Here is a 14,019-nt window from a genome sequence, read left to right as displayed (position 1 = left end):
CTCAGGCGCGGTGGCGGTACAGCGCCGTCACCGCGCCTGAGCTGAGCACGAGCACCCCCGCACAGACGATCAGGCCGGAGAGCACCGGCGCGAGCCGCGCCGAGTCCGCGGTCATGACCCGCAGCATCGGGTTGACCAGCGGAATCCACGGGAACCGCAGCACGACGCTCAGCGCGGCCAGTGCGACGATCACCGTGTGGCCGACGCGCGGCAGCACCAGCCGCGAACACGGCAGTCCCACCGCGATCCCCGCGAACGCGCACGCGAGGTGGGCCATGGTGCCGAGCCACACCGGTTCGGCGATCACGTCGTGGTGGCGAAGCACCGAGATGACCAGCGACAGTGCCGTCAGCCCCAGACAGCAGCACAGCACCGCGGCCGCGACGCCGCCGATCAGGACACTCGTGCGCCGGGCATGAACGCGGGTGATGAGCCGCTGCACCGGATCCTCCGCGTCGACGAGTGCGATCGTCAGCCAGCACGCGACGACCAGGAGCGCGCCCGCGCTGATCGCGTACAGCGGTAGCAGTCCGCCACCCGGATCGCTGTACAGGATCCCCAGTACGACCAGAAAGGCGAGGCTCGGCGGCAGCCACCGCTGCGAATGTGCCAGCAACGCCAACTGGTATCGCGTCATGTCTCGACCCTCACCACCGAAAACCCGCGCCGCAGCGCGGTCGACAACACCGCGTCCGACCGGCCGGGCGGCACCACGAGCTCGAGCAGGTCGCCGTCCCGGCGCACCTTCAGCACGTCCGGCTCCGCGTTCCAGTCACCCGCGCCACGCAACACGACACGTACGTGCCCGCCGTCGGCCGGCCGCAACTTTCCCTCGGACAGCAGCAGGACCCGCGAAGCGTGCGCACTCGCCCTCGGCGTGCGGTGTTCGCTGAACACGACGCTCGCCCCGCGCTCGCGTGTTTCCGCGATCAACTCGGCGAGCACACCGTGCGCGGCCGGATCGAGCCCGGACCACGGTTCGTCGAGCACGAGCAGTTCCGGTTCGGCCAGCAACGCCTGCGCCAGGCCCACCTTCTGGGCGTTTCCCTTGGAAAGGCTACGGATCGGCGCCGCAGGACCACCGGCGAGGGCGAGCCGTTCCAGCAGCTCACCGGCCCGCGAGTCCACATTGGACATGCCACGGACGCGGCCGAGATGTTCGAGGTAGCCGATCGCGCTCATCCGCGTCGCGGCCGGAAACCGGTCCGGCATGTAACCGATCGTCGGCCTGCCGTCGACCTTTCCCGCACTGGGCCGGGATATTCCGGCGACTATCCGCAGCAGCGTCGACTTGCCGGAGCCGTTCGTTCCGACGACGCCGAGTACCAGGCCGGGCTCGATCTCCAGTTCAAGCCCGGACAGGACCGGTTTCCCCCGCCCGTAGCGCTTACCGACTCCGACGAGCCGGAGCAGCGCGGTCACGCAGCCGCGGCCTTTTGCAGCGTCTCGACCTCACGCACCAGAGCATCCACAGTGGACTCGGCGACCGGGTGTCCCGCGCCTGCCATCCAGTTCGCGAGCATCAGGTGCCCACCCTGGGTCAGCACCGACTCCGGGTGGAACTGCACGCCCTCGACCGGCAGTTCCCGATGCCGCATGCCCATCACGACACCGGATTCGGTGCGCGCGGTGACCTCGAAGACGTCCGGGATCGTGTCCGGCAGCACCGTCAGCGAGTGGTAGCGGGTCGCGGTGAACGGGTCCGGCAGACCGGCCAGCACGCCGGCGCCCTCGTGCCGCACCTGACTGGTCTTGCCGTGCAGCAGCTCGGGAGCGCGGTCGACGGTGGCGCCCCAGGCGACGCCGATGGCCTGGTGGCCGAGGCATACGCCGAGCACCGGGGTGCGGGTGTCGGCACAGCGGCGTACCACGTCGATGCTCTGCCCCGCGCGCTCCGGCGTGCCGGGTCCTGGCGAGACGAGCACCCCGTCGAAGTCGGGTACGCGTTCGAGGTCGACCACGTCGTTGCGCCAGACGGTGCAGTCGGCGCCGAGCTGGGCCAGGTATTGGACCAGGTTGTAGACGAAGCTGTCGTAGTTGTCGACGACGAGTACGCGCATGGCGCAAGAATACTGGTGTCCAGATCGTGGACGGTACTTCATATCACAGTGAAAGTTAGGATCACCTCACTTTACCGTTGAAGGTGTGAGTCGTTCCCTTCGTGTCGCGATCGTGGGTGCCGGTCCAGCCGGTATCTACGCCGCCGACCTCCTCGACAAATCCACCGCCGAGGTCAGCGTCGACCTGTTCGAGCGCCTGCCCGCGCCGTTCGGCCTCATCCGCTACGGCGTCGCGCCCGATCATCCGCGCATCAAGGGCATCGTCACCGCGCTGCACAAGGTGCTCGACAAGCCCAACATCAGGCTGCTGGGCAACATCGACTACGGCACCGACATCAAGCTCGACGAGCTGCGCCAGTTCTACGACGCGGTCATCTTCGCGACGGGCGCGATGAGCGACCGCGCGCTCGACATCCCCGGCATCGACCTGCCGGGCAGCTACGGCGCCGCCGACTTCGTGTCCTGGTACGACGGCCATCCCGACGTGCCGCGCACCTGGCCGCTGGAGGCCCGCGGCGTCGCCGTCCTCGGCGTCGGCAACGTGGCGCTGGACGTGGCGCGCATTCTCGCCAAGACCGCGGACGAACTGCTGCCGACCGACATCCCGGCCAACGTCTACGAGGGCCTCAAGGCCAGTCCGGTCACCGACGTGCACGTCTTCGGCCGCCGCGGTCCGGCGCAGGCCAAGTTCACGCCGATGGAACTGCGCGAACTCGACCACTCGCCCAACGTCGAGGTCATCGTCAACCCCGAGGACATCGAGTTCGACGAGGGCAGCGTCGCCGCGCTGCGGGCGTCGAAACAGATCGACATGGTGGTCAAAACCCTGCAGGAGTGGGCGATCCGCGACCAGGGCGACCGGCCGAAACGGCTGCACCTGCACTTCTTCCACTCGCCGGCCGAGATCCTCGGTGGCGACAGGGTCACCGGCCTGCGCACCGAGCGCACCGAGCTGACCGGCGACGGCAACGTCCGCGGCACCGGCGAGTTCCACGACTGGGACGTGCAGGCCGTCTACCGCGCGGTGGGTTACCTGTCCTCGCCGCTGCCGGAGATCCCGTTCGACAACCGCACCGGCACCGTGCCCAACCGGGCGGGCCGCGTCCTCGACATCGACGAGGCCCAGATGCCCGGCGTGTACGTCACGGGCTGGATCAAGCGCGGACCGGTCGGCCTGATCGGGCACACCAAGGGGGACGCGGCGGAGACCGTGGAGTGCCTGCTCGCGGACGCGGAAAGTCTGACCCCGCCCAAGCAGGACGACATCCTCGGCTTCCTCGAAGAGCGAGGTGTCCCGTACACGACATGGGACGGCTGGGCCAGGCTCGACGCACACGAGCGCGCCCTCGGCGAGCCGCACGGCCGGGCGCGCGTCAAGGTCGTGGCGCGCGAGGAGATGGTGCGCGTCTCCCGCGACTAGCTAGTTGGGCACCGACACCTGGTTGAACGGCAGCAACGGGTCCACCCAGGGGAAGATCACGAAGAACAGCAAAGCGACGATCCCGACGACGAGCACGATCGAGATCACCAGCTTCGCGGCGAGCGGGCCGGGCAGGTGGCGCCAGATCCAGCCGTACATCTATCCCTCACCAATCGCTTGCAGGAGCTGCGCGTAGGTCGAACCCGGCGTCTTCGGATACTGATCGGTCAGCACGGCGTGCACGATCAGCCGCTGGCGGTCGGAAAACCGCGGGTGGCACGTGGTCAGCGTGAGCAGCGAGACCTCTTGCGCCGTCGGCAGGATGTCCACGGGCTGATGCGGCACCGGCGAGACCACGTCGCCCTGCGTCGGGCTGACGATCTCCCGGCCCGTGGTCTTCGCGTACGCGCCGCCGTCCGGCGCGTTGGTGCGCAGCGTGCTGACCCGTGCGCACTGCGGCTGCTTGCCCTTGCCGGTGGCCCAGTTCGCGATCTCGTCGTCGTGCGGCAGCACGCGGTAGACGAAGTAGTCCGTCTGCGTCTCCACGACGATCGCGTCGCACGAGTTGAGCAGGTCGATGTCGTTGAACGGAGCGCCCTTGCCGACGCGGTGCCCGGCGACGGCGAAGTTGCCCGGCTCGCCCGGCAGCGCGGTGCCCTTGTAGTGGCCGGGCCCGACCTCGAGCGCGGCCGCGTCGGTGCCTTCCTGGATGGTGAAGTGGTAGTCGGCGCCGAAGCTGGGGATGTAGAGCTTGGCGAAGGCCTTGCCGTCGATCAGCTCCGGGTGCAACTGGCGGCCGTTCGCCCAGTCGTTGTCGAGCGCGGATGTCGCGCTCGCCTGCTTCTGCGCGGAGAAGAGGTCGGTGACGTACAGCTCGTAGACCACGAACAACAAGACCACGAGCCCGGCCGTGATCAGCAGCTCACCGGCCGTGCGAATCGCCTTGACACCGCCTCCACGCGACGCTTTCGGCGGTGGTGCGTCCAGGATCGCCACGCGTGCTCCTCTCCGATTCCCGCTTACGTTAACGTGTGAGGAAGAAGGTGGGTGCGCGCGACGACGCCATGACCACCGGCGAGACACCGAGCACGCGAGGTTCCGATGCCGAAGTCCAAGGTTCGCAAGAAGACGGCGTACACCCCGCCCGCTGATCGGCGCACGCCTGTCAAGGTGCGTGCCGCGGGGCCGTCGCATCCGATCTACAAGATCGTCATGTTCGGGCTCATGTTGATCGGGCTGGCCTGGCTGGTGGTCAACTACATCGCGGGCGACAAGATCTCGTTCATGGCGGACCTCGGCAACTGGAACTTCGCCATCGGCTTCGCGCTCATGATCTCGGGTCTGCTGATGACGATGCGTTGGCGCTAGGTCAACAGAAGTTCATCCAAGTACTCCGAACGGCCGCTTGACACCTAATTACACCGATGTGACTAATCCCCATTGTGGATAACGCCTGTGGATAACTCCGCCGTGAGCTGGGCTCCCCGGCCCGCTCTGGTCGCCCTCGGGTGGGTCGGTGCGGCACTCGCGGCAGGCGGCGCGGTCTTCTCCGGCAGCCGGATGAGCGTCGTGTTGTTCTCCGTCGCGGCGCTCGCGCTCGTGCTGCTGTCCGCGCACGGCACGTTCGTCCGGCCCCGGCTGGTCGCCGACGCCGAGGGCCTGCGGGTCCGGGCCCTGCGCGGCACGCTCGAGCTGCGCTGGCCGGACACGCTGACCCTGCTGCGCTCCAACAAGCGGTTCGGGCGGGACAGCAGGACGCTGGAGATCTCCTCCGGCGACCATCTTTTCGTCTTCGGCTGGGTCGAGCTGGGCGCCGACCCAGCCGAAGTCATGGACGAGCTGAACCGCCTCAGGTAGAGCAGACCACCTGACCGCCACGCACGTAGCCGCAGGACAGGTTCGCCAGTTGCGCGTCACGCAGCAGCGCCAGGCCGACCAGCGCCACCACGAGCACGACGATGGCGCCGACCTGCCACTGCGTGCGCCGCTTCTCCGGCGCATACACCAGCGCCACCGTCGCGAGCGCCCCGACGATGAGGCCACCGAGATGCGCCAGCAGTGAGATGTTCGCGATCGACACCGAGATGACCAGGTTGATCACGATGATGCCGATCGCGGGCGCGGGGTTGAGCCGCAGCCGCAGCACCGCGACGAGAATGCCGCCGAGCAGCCCGTAGATCGCGCCCGACGCGCCCGCCGCCTGCTGCAGGACGTTGTCGAACAGGAAGACCGCCAGCGAGCCGCCCAGCAGCGAGACCAGGTACACCGCGGTGAACCTGATCTTGCCCAGCAGCGGCTCCAGCTCCCGGCCGAGCACCCACAGCGAGAACATGTTCACCGCGATGTGGATCAACCCGTAGTGCAGGAAGCCCGTGGTGAACAGCCGCCACCACTCGCCGTAGAGCACGATCGAGGCAGGCTGCTCGACCCAGTCCAGGAACAGCGGCGAGGCCTGGTTGTTCATCGCGCTGCCGGCCTGCGCCGCGGTGATGGCGTAGATCAGCACGTTGAGCGCGATCAGCACCGGCGTCACGATCAGGCGCTGTGACAGCCGCGCGCCCGCGACCGTGCGCGAGCCGTACCCCGCCGAGCGGTACCGCCGCCGCTGCGTGTGGGACTCGCGTCGGGCGAGCTGCACACAGTCGATGCACTGGTAGCCGACGGAGGCCTCGCGCAGGCAGTCCGGACAGGCCGGGCGCCCGCAGCGCACACAGCTCAGCCCGGTCTGCCGGTTCGGATGCCACCAGCAGCCCGGCAATTCCGTCGACGGGGTATGCGGAGAAGGAGGCTGAGTCACGATGCCTCCAACGTACCGGTTTGGTCAGCTTTCGCGGATGATCTCCACGCGCTCGATCACCACGTCGGCCAGCGGGCGGTCGGCGACACCGGTGGCGGTGTTGGCGATCCGGTCCACGACGTTCTGCGAGTCCTGGTCGGCCACCTCACCGAAGATGGTGTGCTTGAAGTTGAGGTGAGTGGTCGGGCCGACCGTGATGAAGAACTGCGAACCGTTGGTGCCCGGACCCGCGTTGGCCATCGCCAGCAGGTACGGACGATTGAACTGCAGCTCCGGGTGGAACTCGTCATCGAACTCGTAGCCGGGACCGCCACGTCCGGTGCCGGTCGGGTCCCCGCCCTGGATCATGAAGCCGGAGATGACGCGATGGAAAATCGAGCCGTCGTAGAACGGCCCCGACTTCTCACCTTTGGCGTTGGGCCGGGTGTACTCTTTCGTGCCTTCGGCGAGGCCGACGAAGTTGGCCACGGTCTTGGGCGCGTGATCAGGGAAGAGGTTCAGCCGGATGTCACCTTGGTTGGTGTGCAGAACGGCCTTGACCTTCGCACCAACGAGGGATTCATTGCTCTCAGTCACGCGGTCATCGTGCCATCCGCAGCGAGATCCGCCGGAAACGGGCAGGATAGGTAACAAGGAAACGACGATAAATCGAACGATTGACGAGGTGAAGGCCATGACCCGAGCCGCAGACTCGGTCGGCGAGCCGGTCAAGTCCGGCTTGTTGGGCCTGCGCAAACGCGCCGCGGAAGCCGGAAAGGCGGGCGCGGACGTGGCAGGCCGCGCCGTGCAGGCGGCCGAGCAACTGCTCGTGGAGAACACCGAAGAAGTACGCAAGGAGGCCGGCAAGCGCGGCCGCAAGGCCCGCAAGGAACTGGCCAAGGCCGGCCAGCAGGCGCGCAAGGAGGCCGCGGAGCGGCTCGCCGAGATGCGCAAGCCCGGCCGCAAGGCGCGTAAGGCCGCCATCAAGGCCGCGAAGTCGGCAGGCGACTCCAAGCGGAAGGCCAAGCGTGACTTCAAGGACGCCAAGAAGGACTTCAAGGCCGCGATGATCGAGGCCAAGGCGGCCGCGAAGGGCGAGCGGAAGCGTCGGAAGTGGCCGTGGCTGCTGGGGATCGCCGTCGTCGCGGGCGGGGCCGCGTTCGCGGCGCTGCGCCCGAAGCCGGAGCCCCCCGTGGCCGCGGAGCCGCCGCGCGCCGCGCCGAAGCCCGCCGAGCCGGCGCCTTCGGGCAACGGGCAGGCCACGGCTCCGTCCGGGGCACAGAAGAAGAACTAGGCAAAGCGAAGGCCGCCATCCCGCGCCGAGCGGAATGGCGGCCTTCGTGCTGCCTGGCGCCGTGAAATCAGGCGTTGGCGGCGTGCTTGTCGATCAGCTGGCCGAGCCGGGGCAGCGCCTCCTCGACGTTCTTCTTCCCGTTCGGGCGCAGCTTGCCGTAGACCTTCTTGATGCCGTCGCGGTTGCTCTGCTCCGCGCGGGCGTCCGTGACCGTCAGCAGCGCGTCGGCGGCCTCGTCACCGCGACCGGCGAGGTAGGCACCGAAGTCGCCGCCGCCCTGGCCCTTGAAGTCGGCATAGAACGGCTCGAGCTTGAAGGTGAACTCGTCGAGCAGGCTGTCGACGGCGGCACCGATGATGCCCGGCTTGATCTTCTTCACGGCCGCGAAACCGGTCTTGATCACGGCACCCGAAACGCCGCCCTTGTCCGAAACCTCTGCGTCGACCAGGGTCTCCAGGTCGGTGACGACGGTCGGGCGCCTGCTGGAGTCGAGCAGGATTTCCTTGAGGGTGTCAGCCACGGATGTAGTCCTTCTTTACGTTGCGGTACACGGGAATACCCACGGCCCCGAAGCAGCCCGACCCCGGGTGCTGGTCCTCCCCGGCCACGGGTGGCGCTCAGCGTAGTACAAGATCGATTTGACACTTCACCGCATCGGCTTTAGAGGCCCAGGACGGAAATTGTTTGTTTCGTAACGGTCCGGGCCTTGACTGTTTGCTGCTGGTCGGTGGTCACCACGACGGCCGAGCCACCCTTCGCGACGGCGTACACGGCGCCGCCGCCGGTCGCCTGGTAGCCGCCCTGCCAGCCCGCCGGGTCGGTGGCCGGATTGCTCGTGTCGACCGGCGCCGCCTTGTCCACGAGCGCCTTCGCGACGGCGGGGTCGCCGACGTAAACCCTCACCGTCAACTGGAGCTTGCCGGAGAGCGCGTAGAAGAAGCACGCGGGATGCGGTTTGTCCGCCGAGGTCTGGACCTTCGAGACGTGCTGCCCGTTGGCGTCGGCGACGAACGAGGTGTCCAGATACGGGCACGGACCACCGGCGGTCGGTTGCGGATCCGGCGGCAACGCGACGGTCGAAGACGGCGGCGGTGCCGTCGTCGTGGCCGGCGCCCCGGCCGGTGGCGTGGTCTCGGAACAGGACGTCGCCACCAAGGCGGCCAGTCCGACGGCAAGCACGACTCGTCGCATGGCCCCCATCTTGAGCCACAGACAATTAGTCTGAATTTCTGACATACTGTCCAGGTGAACCTTGACGACATCCGCGCGGCGGCCGGGCGCATCGCCGGGCACGCGTACCGGACGCCCATCCTCACCTCCCGCACGCTGGACGAGCGCGTCGGCGCGCGGGTGCTGCTCAAGTGTGAGAACTTCCAGCGGATCGGCGCGTTCAAGTTCCGCGGCGCCTACAACGCGCTGGCGCAGCTGTCGGCCGAGCAGCTGGCGCGCGGGGTCGCCGCGTACTCGTCGGGAAACCACGCACAGGCGGTCGCGCTCGCGGCGGCACTGCTGGGCACGAAGGCCACCATCCTGATGCCCGCCGACACACCACAGTCCAAAAAGGACGCAGTGCTCGGATATGGCGGCAGGATCGTCGAGTACGACCGCTACACCCAGGATCGGGTCGCTCTCGGCACGGAGCTGGCCGAACGCGAGGGCCGCGTGCTGATCCCGCCGTACGACCATCCGCACATCATCGCCGGGCAGGGCACGGCGGCACTGGAGTTCCTGGAGGAGACGGGCGCGCTGGACGCGCTCATCGTGCCGCTCGGCGGTGGTGGGCTGATCGCCGGCAGTGCACTGGCGGCGACGAGCCTGATGCCGGGTATCGAGATCGTCGGTGTGGAGCCGGAGGCCGGCGACGATCACCGGCGTTCGTTCGAGGCGGGCGAGCGCGTGAGCATCGAGGTGCCGCGCACGATCGCGGACGGGTTGATGTCGGCGGTGCCCGGCGAGCTGACCTTCCCGATCAACCGGAAGCTGGTGTCCTCGGTCGCGACAGTGACCGACGACGAGATCCGCGACGCGATGCGATTCCTGTTCGAGCGGCTGAAGATCGTGGTCGAACCGAGTGGCGCGGTGGGCGTCGCGGCCCTGCTGTCCGGGAAAGTTCTGTTGCCCGGCAAGGAGATCGGTGTGCTCATCTCCGGCGGCAACATCTCGGCGGAGCGGTTCGCGCAGCTAGTTCTTTGACGGGCCCAGCGGATCGCCGGGCAGCGGCGGCGCCATCATCGGCGATTCGTCGGTGAGCGGTTTCGCCCTGGCCGCGAAGTTTTCCAGGTCCACCCCCGCGACGCAGCGCGCCGGAAAGGCCGCCGACGCCGCCCGAGCCGCGACAGCCTCGACGGGCAGCTCGTTGGCCGACGCCGCGAGCACCACGTTGCCGAAGCGGCGGCCACGCAGCACTCCCGGTTCGGCGAGCAGCAGGGCGTGCGGGAAGAGCTCGGCGATGGTCGCGGTGACCCGGCGGCTGAAGAACAGGCCGGGCCCGTCGGCGATGTTCATCAGGTACGTGCCCGACGGGCGGAGCACGCGCGCGACGTCGGTGGTGAACTCTCGCGTCGCGATCCCGCCGGCGAGCGTGCCACGCTCGAAAACGTCGGCGACGACGATATCGGCCGAGTCGTCGCGGCGGGTCACGACTCCGGCGCGGGCGTCGGTGATGCGGACGCGGAGACCGGGGACGGAGCGAAGATCGAGCTGCTCGCGGACGAGTTCGATGAGCTCGCCGTCGGCGTCGAAGACGAGCTGCCGTGAGCCGGGCCGGGTGGCCGCGAGGTAGCGCGGCAACGTGCAGCCCGCGCCACCGAGGTGGAGCGCGTCGAGCGGACCGGCGGGCAGCGAGTCGACCACGTCGGCGATGCGGCGCACGTACTCGAATTCGAGGTGCGTCGGGTCGGACAGGTCCACATAGGACTGCGCGATGCCGTCGACGCTGAGCAGCCAGCTGTCGCGGCGATCGGCGTCGGCGATGAGCTCGGCGGTGCCGAACCGGACCGGATACTCGCCGGGTGTCGGGCGGACTGGCTTCTGGCGCTTGCTCATGCTCCGGTGACGCCGTCGATGCGCTCACGGAGGAGGTCGGCATGCCCGTTGTGGCGCGCGTACTCCTGGATCATGTGCAGGTAGAGGAAACGGACGGAGAACTTCTGTCCGTTGTGGAGGAAGAAGTCGTCGAGCGCCGCGTCGGCGACGGCTTTGTCGGCGAGCCGCATCTCCTCGATGAGCCGGGCGTACGCCGCGGGTGCGCCGTCGGCGTCGATGTCGTCGAAGTCCTCGTCACGCCGGGGAAACAACGGCTCGACGCCCAGCCCGGCGAACCGGATGCGGAACCAGGTGCGTTCGACCTTGGCCAGGTGCCGAATGAGCCCGAGCAACGACAGGCTGGACGGCGGCACAGCGCGCTGGGCAAGCTGCTCGCCGGTGAGCCCGCCGCACTTGCGCAACAGAATGGACCGTTGCCAGGCAAGGTAACCGGACAGCATGGCGCGTTCATCGGCCGCGGTCGATCCATCGACGTCGGTGGCTTCGGGTGCCGTCCAGGTCATACCCCGAATCTACTGGTTCGGGGATTGACCCGGCGCCGGCCGGGTAACGGACGACTATGAAGGAACGGTTGGCGAAGGTCGACGAATTCCAGCGCGAGCACAAGTCCGTGGGCATCCCGGTCGCGGTGGCGCGGAAGTTCGCCGAGGACCAGTCCACGAACCTCGCGAGCATGATCGCCTTCTGGGCGTTCTTCTCGATCTTTCCGTTGTTCCTGGTGTTCGTGACCCTGCTCGGGTTCGTGCTGCCGGCGGGCGTGAAGGGGGACGTGCTGACCAACGTGAGCCAGATGCTTCCCCTGCTGGATCCCGGCAGCGTTCGCGGGTTGAGCGGGTCGTGGTGGGCGCTGGTGCTCGGGCTGGTCAGCGCCCTGTGGAGCGGGCTGTCGGTCGTGCGGATCACGCAGTTCGCGTTCAATTCGGTGTGGGAACTGCCGATGGCCCGGCGGCCGAAGGTCACCGAGCAGATCGCCCGCAGTGTCGGGGTGCTGGTGACGATCGGTCTTGGACTGGTGGTCAGCACGCTGATCAGCAGTTTCGCCTCGGGCGCGGCGAACGCGATCGAACTGGGCTGGGCGGTCCGCGTGCTCGGCTACGTCCTGGCGATCGCGCTGGACGTGGCCTTGTTCATCGCCGCGTTCCGGATCCTGACCGACCGGGAGATCACCACCCGCGACGTGCTTCCCGGCGCGGTGCTGTCGGGCGTGCTGTTCTGGGTGCTGCAGTCGTTGTCGTCGCTGATCATCAGCCATTACCTGCAGAAGGCGCAGAGCACGTACGGCCACTTCGCGACGGTGATCACGTTGCTGTGGTGGTTCTACCTGCAGAGTGTCATCACGCTGCTGGGGGCGCAGCTCAATGTGGTGCTCAAGGACCGGCTACACCCGCGCGCGCTGACGAATGCCCCGGACACCGAGGCCGACCACCGGGCCTACGAGTCGTATGCCGAGGAACGCGCCTACCACGAGGACGAACAGGTGGACACCAGGTTCACCCGGTGACGCGTGGAGCTGAGGGGAATCGAACCCCTGACCTCTGCCTTGCAAACGTGGTTCCGTGCCGCTGACCAGGATTATTCAGTGTTGTTGCGGTGCGGAAACGTGTCGCCTTATAGCGTCGTGTCTCGGCTGGTGGTAGTGCTTTCGCTGACTTTCTGCTGACTTGATAGAGGGGTTCAGGCGGCCTTGACCGAGGCGTAGCCAACGCTCTGTGTCCCGATCGCGCCCCGTCGTCGTAACGCTGTGCGAGCAGTCGAGGATACAGGTGTACAGCGCTTTGGGAGGTCGCGTGACGGCAGGGCAAAGGTCGTTCGCTTGCAGCGGCGGCGGCCAATGGCGGTTCTACACGCGCAACGGCGTGAAGGTGCCTCTAAAGGAGATCCGAGACGAGGCAGCCATCGTTGAAGCGCGGGACGGGACAGTCGCTCGGGACCTCTTCATGGAGGACGTCAAGGCGAAGCTCCGATCCGCCGAACGAGGCGAGCTCGTCCGACCGGACGATGTTAAGACTGACATGGCACGCGCATCAGGCATCCACGAGTTGCGTTGGGAACGTGAGATGCATCCATGCGAGCTTCGCTGGTGGCGGCTCTACTACTGCGAGCCGGTGCGTCTCTACCAGCAGCGTGTCATGTTGGCACTTCGATTCGCCGAGAAGTTGTCGCCGGAAGGACAGGATTTGGACATTGACGAAGCTGTGACGCGCTACAACTGGTGGTTGCAGGATCAATAGACCTACTATCGGGTTTAACCGATACAAAGGGACCCCGTGATGGATGAGCTAGACGAGTTGCTTGGCTTCGATGAGTCGAACCCACAACAGGTGCTTGCCCGTGACCTTACCGAGGAAGACTACAAGTGGGTTCGAGAACTCGTTGAGCTGCGGAAACGTCGCGGACTCAGTCAGACTGAGCTGGGACGACTGATGGGCAGGACGCAAAGCGTTGTGTCCGACATCGAGTCAATGACCAGCGATCCACGCCTCTCGACGCTCCGCCGTTACGCGCTCGCGGTAGGCGCGCACATACGACACGAGGTGGCCGACGCGGAGCTCAGCTTCACCGTCAAGGTGCCCCGCAACGTGCACCATGTTGACGCCAAGCACGAGCCTGACCTGCCTCGTACGCACGAGGCGGTCCAAGGTTGGGCGACCGTTGCAACTCGTTCGGCCGTCAAGGGTCGTCCTATCAACGTGCGGCGAGGACGGGTTGAGGTCGGTGTCTGAGAACAACTGGACGCCCGACTACGTGCAGTGCACGGCGTATCAGGCGACTGTCGAGGAAGTCGAGTCGGATTTCGAGGGCAAATTTCGGATCGACTTCCAGTACCGGCGGGAGGGTGACGCAGCCCTGTTCCGGATAATCACGCGAGTCCGGGACGACAACCTGACAGTCTTCCAAACTCACATAGCTCGTTTCGGTGAGCATCCGCTGAGCGACGAGCCGGACGAAGACGAGATCACTCGCTTCCTTGACGATACCGTCGTGCCTGCTGTATTCCCGTTCATCCAAGAAGGCGTAGCGTCCGGCGCAACACGCGTTCGCCCTGGTCAACCGCTCTTTATTGGCTTGGAGGCCAAGCCCTTAACGCTTAAGCACGATTAGAGACCCGACGGCATTCGCTCACCTACAAGGAGGGGCTCCTTCGGCGGTCTCCTCGTCGGCTGGTGTCTGCCGATCAGGTCGTTTGGGACGCGGAGGGTCGGTCATCCGGGTGGACCGGCTTCGAGTACCAGCACCACCGGTCTCGCAGCGACGGCCGGTTCGCCCGGATGACTGTGCCCGGAGTGCCCCGAACGACCTGATAGACACCCGTCTTGCCGACGAGGAGACCGCCGCAGGAGTCCACGACGATCGCAACGAGCCTGCCCGACTGGTACCGCTCCCCCGTCGTGCTGGTCCCGGTCTCCTCGGAGGTTGCCGCCCG

General features: G+C 67.2%; 20 protein-coding genes. 9 read left to right on the top strand and 11 right to left on the bottom strand.

The window, feature by feature from the left end; genetic code table 11:
- Position 1 precedes the first annotated feature (1 nt).
- The 3 genes from HFP15_RS10660 to HFP15_RS10650 are packed head-to-tail and all read right to left on the bottom strand — an operon-like array spanning position 2 to position 2,060.
- Positions 2-637 (bottom strand): hypothetical protein, encoded by a 636-nt coding sequence (locus tag HFP15_RS10660; RefSeq protein WP_168514185.1) that lies wholly within the window; start codon positions 635-637, stop codon positions 2-4.
- The gene (locus HFP15_RS10655; protein ID WP_168514535.1) at positions 634-1,413 is read right to left on the bottom strand and encodes an ABC transporter ATP-binding protein; all 780 of its coding nucleotides are present in this window, start codon (positions 1,411-1,413) and stop codon (positions 634-636) included. The genes HFP15_RS10660 and HFP15_RS10655 overlap by 4 nt, the downstream gene beginning before the upstream one ends.
- A gap of 5 nt (positions 1,414-1,418) precedes the next feature.
- Complete coding sequence (locus HFP15_RS10650; RefSeq protein ID WP_168514183.1) at positions 1,419-2,060, bottom strand: aminodeoxychorismate/anthranilate synthase component II; 642 nt, start codon at positions 2,058-2,060, stop codon at positions 1,419-1,421.
- Between the two features lie 112 nt (positions 2,061-2,172).
- Between HFP15_RS10650 and HFP15_RS10645 the strand changes: the two genes are divergently transcribed.
- Positions 2,173-3,480: an FAD-dependent oxidoreductase gene (locus tag HFP15_RS10645; RefSeq protein WP_168514533.1), complete on the top strand. Its 1,308-nt coding sequence runs from the start codon at positions 2,173-2,175 to the stop codon at positions 3,478-3,480.
- On the opposite strand, the gene HFP15_RS10640 is transcribed toward HFP15_RS10645, so the two are convergent.
- Entirely contained in the window at positions 3,481-3,639 is a 159-nt protein-coding gene (locus HFP15_RS10640) for a hypothetical protein (RefSeq protein WP_168514181.1), read from the bottom strand. It lies immediately after the preceding gene.
- Positions 3,640-4,476: a class E sortase gene (locus HFP15_RS10635; RefSeq protein WP_168514179.1), complete on the bottom strand. Its 837-nt coding sequence runs from the start codon at positions 4,474-4,476 to the stop codon at positions 3,640-3,642.
- 105 nt (positions 4,477-4,581) lie between these two features.
- Here HFP15_RS10635 and crgA point away from each other — a divergent pair, with 105 nt between their 5' ends.
- The gene (crgA, locus tag HFP15_RS10630) at positions 4,582-4,848 is read left to right on the top strand and encodes a cell division protein CrgA (protein WP_168514177.1); all 267 of its coding nucleotides are present in this window, start codon (positions 4,582-4,584) and stop codon (positions 4,846-4,848) included.
- Between the two features lie 102 nt (positions 4,849-4,950).
- Positions 4,951-5,337, top strand: a complete 387-nt coding sequence (locus tag HFP15_RS10625) for a PH domain-containing protein (protein WP_312871527.1) — start codon at positions 4,951-4,953, stop codon at positions 5,335-5,337.
- Here HFP15_RS10625 and HFP15_RS10620 read toward each other — a convergent pair.
- Positions 5,330-6,277: a rhomboid family intramembrane serine protease gene (locus HFP15_RS10620; RefSeq protein WP_168514173.1), complete on the bottom strand. Its 948-nt coding sequence runs from the start codon at positions 6,275-6,277 to the stop codon at positions 5,330-5,332. The two genes, HFP15_RS10625 and HFP15_RS10620, sit on opposite strands and share 8 nt — an antisense overlap.
- A 24-nt stretch (positions 6,278-6,301) precedes the next feature.
- The gene (locus HFP15_RS10615) at positions 6,302-6,853 is read right to left on the bottom strand and encodes a peptidylprolyl isomerase (protein WP_312871547.1); all 552 of its coding nucleotides are present in this window, start codon (positions 6,851-6,853) and stop codon (positions 6,302-6,304) included.
- 97 nt (positions 6,854-6,950) lie between these two features.
- On the opposite strand from HFP15_RS10615, the gene HFP15_RS10610 reads away from it, so the two are divergent.
- Positions 6,951-7,550, top strand: coding sequence for a hypothetical protein (locus HFP15_RS10610; RefSeq protein WP_246271588.1), 600 nt, complete (start codon positions 6,951-6,953; stop codon positions 7,548-7,550).
- A 67-nt stretch (positions 7,551-7,617) separates the two neighbouring features.
- Here HFP15_RS10610 and HFP15_RS10605 read toward each other — a convergent pair whose 3' ends face one another.
- Both HFP15_RS10605 and HFP15_RS10600 read right to left on the bottom strand, forming a co-directional pair.
- The gene (locus tag HFP15_RS10605) at positions 7,618-8,070 is read right to left on the bottom strand and encodes a DUF6918 family protein (RefSeq protein WP_168514169.1); all 453 of its coding nucleotides are present in this window, start codon (positions 8,068-8,070) and stop codon (positions 7,618-7,620) included.
- Positions 8,071-8,210: 140 nt separating this feature from the next.
- Positions 8,211-8,741 carry a DUF2020 domain-containing protein gene (locus HFP15_RS10600; protein ID WP_168514167.1) on the bottom strand — a complete coding sequence of 177 codons (531 nt, stop codon included), beginning with the start codon at positions 8,739-8,741 and terminating at the stop codon, positions 8,211-8,213.
- Between the two features lie 54 nt (positions 8,742-8,795).
- Here HFP15_RS10600 and HFP15_RS10595 point away from each other — a divergent pair, with 54 nt between their 5' ends.
- Complete coding sequence (locus HFP15_RS10595; RefSeq protein ID WP_168514165.1) at positions 8,796-9,743, top strand: pyridoxal-phosphate dependent enzyme; 948 nt, start codon at positions 8,796-8,798, stop codon at positions 9,741-9,743.
- On the opposite strand, the gene HFP15_RS10590 is transcribed toward HFP15_RS10595, so the two are convergent.
- Together HFP15_RS10590 and HFP15_RS10585 are read right to left on the bottom strand one after the other, a co-directional pair.
- Positions 9,732-10,595 carry a spermidine synthase gene (locus tag HFP15_RS10590; RefSeq protein ID WP_168514163.1) on the bottom strand — a complete coding sequence of 288 codons (864 nt, stop codon included), beginning with the start codon at positions 10,593-10,595 and terminating at the stop codon, positions 9,732-9,734. The genes HFP15_RS10595 and HFP15_RS10590 overlap by 12 nt on opposite strands.
- On the bottom strand, positions 10,592-11,098 hold the full coding sequence (locus HFP15_RS10585) for a DinB family protein (RefSeq protein WP_168514161.1): 507 nt from the start codon (positions 11,096-11,098) through the stop codon (positions 10,592-10,594). Before HFP15_RS10585 ends, HFP15_RS10590 begins: the two co-directional genes overlap by 4 nt.
- Positions 11,099-11,154: 56 nt before the next feature.
- Here HFP15_RS10585 and HFP15_RS10580 point away from each other — a divergent pair, with 56 nt between their 5' ends.
- The 4 genes from HFP15_RS10580 (at position 11,155) to HFP15_RS10565 (ending at position 13,697) form a co-directional block, all read left to right on the top strand.
- A complete protein-coding gene (locus HFP15_RS10580) occupies positions 11,155-12,096 on the top strand; it encodes a YihY/virulence factor BrkB family protein (protein ID WP_168514159.1) in 942 nt (313 codons plus the stop codon).
- A 286-nt stretch (positions 12,097-12,382) separates the two neighbouring features.
- Complete coding sequence (locus HFP15_RS10575) at positions 12,383-12,826, top strand: hypothetical protein (RefSeq protein WP_168514157.1); 444 nt, start codon at positions 12,383-12,385, stop codon at positions 12,824-12,826.
- Positions 12,827-12,865: 39 nt separating this feature from the next.
- Positions 12,866-13,318, top strand: coding sequence for a helix-turn-helix domain-containing protein (locus HFP15_RS10570; RefSeq protein WP_168514155.1), 453 nt, complete (start codon positions 12,866-12,868; stop codon positions 13,316-13,318).
- Complete coding sequence (locus HFP15_RS10565) at positions 13,311-13,697, top strand: hypothetical protein (protein WP_168514153.1); 387 nt, start codon at positions 13,311-13,313, stop codon at positions 13,695-13,697. Before HFP15_RS10570 ends, HFP15_RS10565 begins: the two co-directional genes overlap by 8 nt.
- The last annotated feature ends 322 nt before the right edge of the window (positions 13,698-14,019 follow it).

This window comes from Amycolatopsis acididurans (assembly GCF_012328925.1).
Taxonomy (GTDB): Bacteria; Actinomycetota; Actinomycetes; order Mycobacteriales; family Pseudonocardiaceae; genus Amycolatopsis_E; species Amycolatopsis_E acididurans.
Note: the sequence above shows the minus strand (reverse complement) of the source record. Positions and strands in the feature narration are given on the sequence as shown.

Excerpts from the sequence above, each read along its gene's own strand:
- HFP15_RS10585 (WP_168514161.1), bottom strand. The coding sequence starts at position 11,098 with ATGACCTGGACGGCACCCGAAGCCACCGACGTCGATGGATCGACCGCG.
- HFP15_RS10610 (WP_246271588.1), top strand. The coding sequence starts at position 6,951 with ATGACCCGAGCCGCAGACTCGGTCGGCGAGCCGGTCAAGTCCGGCTTG.
- HFP15_RS10660 (WP_168514185.1), bottom strand. The coding sequence starts at position 637 with ATGACGCGATACCAGTTGGCGTTGCTGGCACATTCGCAGCGGTGGCTG.
- HFP15_RS10650 (WP_168514183.1), bottom strand. The coding sequence starts at position 2,060 with ATGCGCGTACTCGTCGTCGACAACTACGACAGCTTCGTCTACAACCTG.
- HFP15_RS10570 (WP_168514155.1), top strand. The coding sequence starts at position 12,866 with ATGGATGAGCTAGACGAGTTGCTTGGCTTCGATGAGTCGAACCCACAA.
- HFP15_RS10580 (WP_168514159.1), top strand. The coding sequence starts at position 11,155 with ATGAAGGAACGGTTGGCGAAGGTCGACGAATTCCAGCGCGAGCACAAG.
- HFP15_RS10600 (WP_168514167.1), bottom strand. The coding sequence starts at position 8,741 with ATGCGACGAGTCGTGCTTGCCGTCGGACTGGCCGCCTTGGTGGCGACG.
- HFP15_RS10590 (WP_168514163.1), bottom strand. The coding sequence starts at position 10,595 with ATGAGCAAGCGCCAGAAGCCAGTCCGCCCGACACCCGGCGAGTATCCG.
- crgA (WP_168514177.1), top strand. The coding sequence starts at position 4,582 with ATGCCGAAGTCCAAGGTTCGCAAGAAGACGGCGTACACCCCGCCCGCT.
- HFP15_RS10640 (WP_168514181.1), bottom strand. The coding sequence starts at position 3,639 with ATGTACGGCTGGATCTGGCGCCACCTGCCCGGCCCGCTCGCCGCGAAG.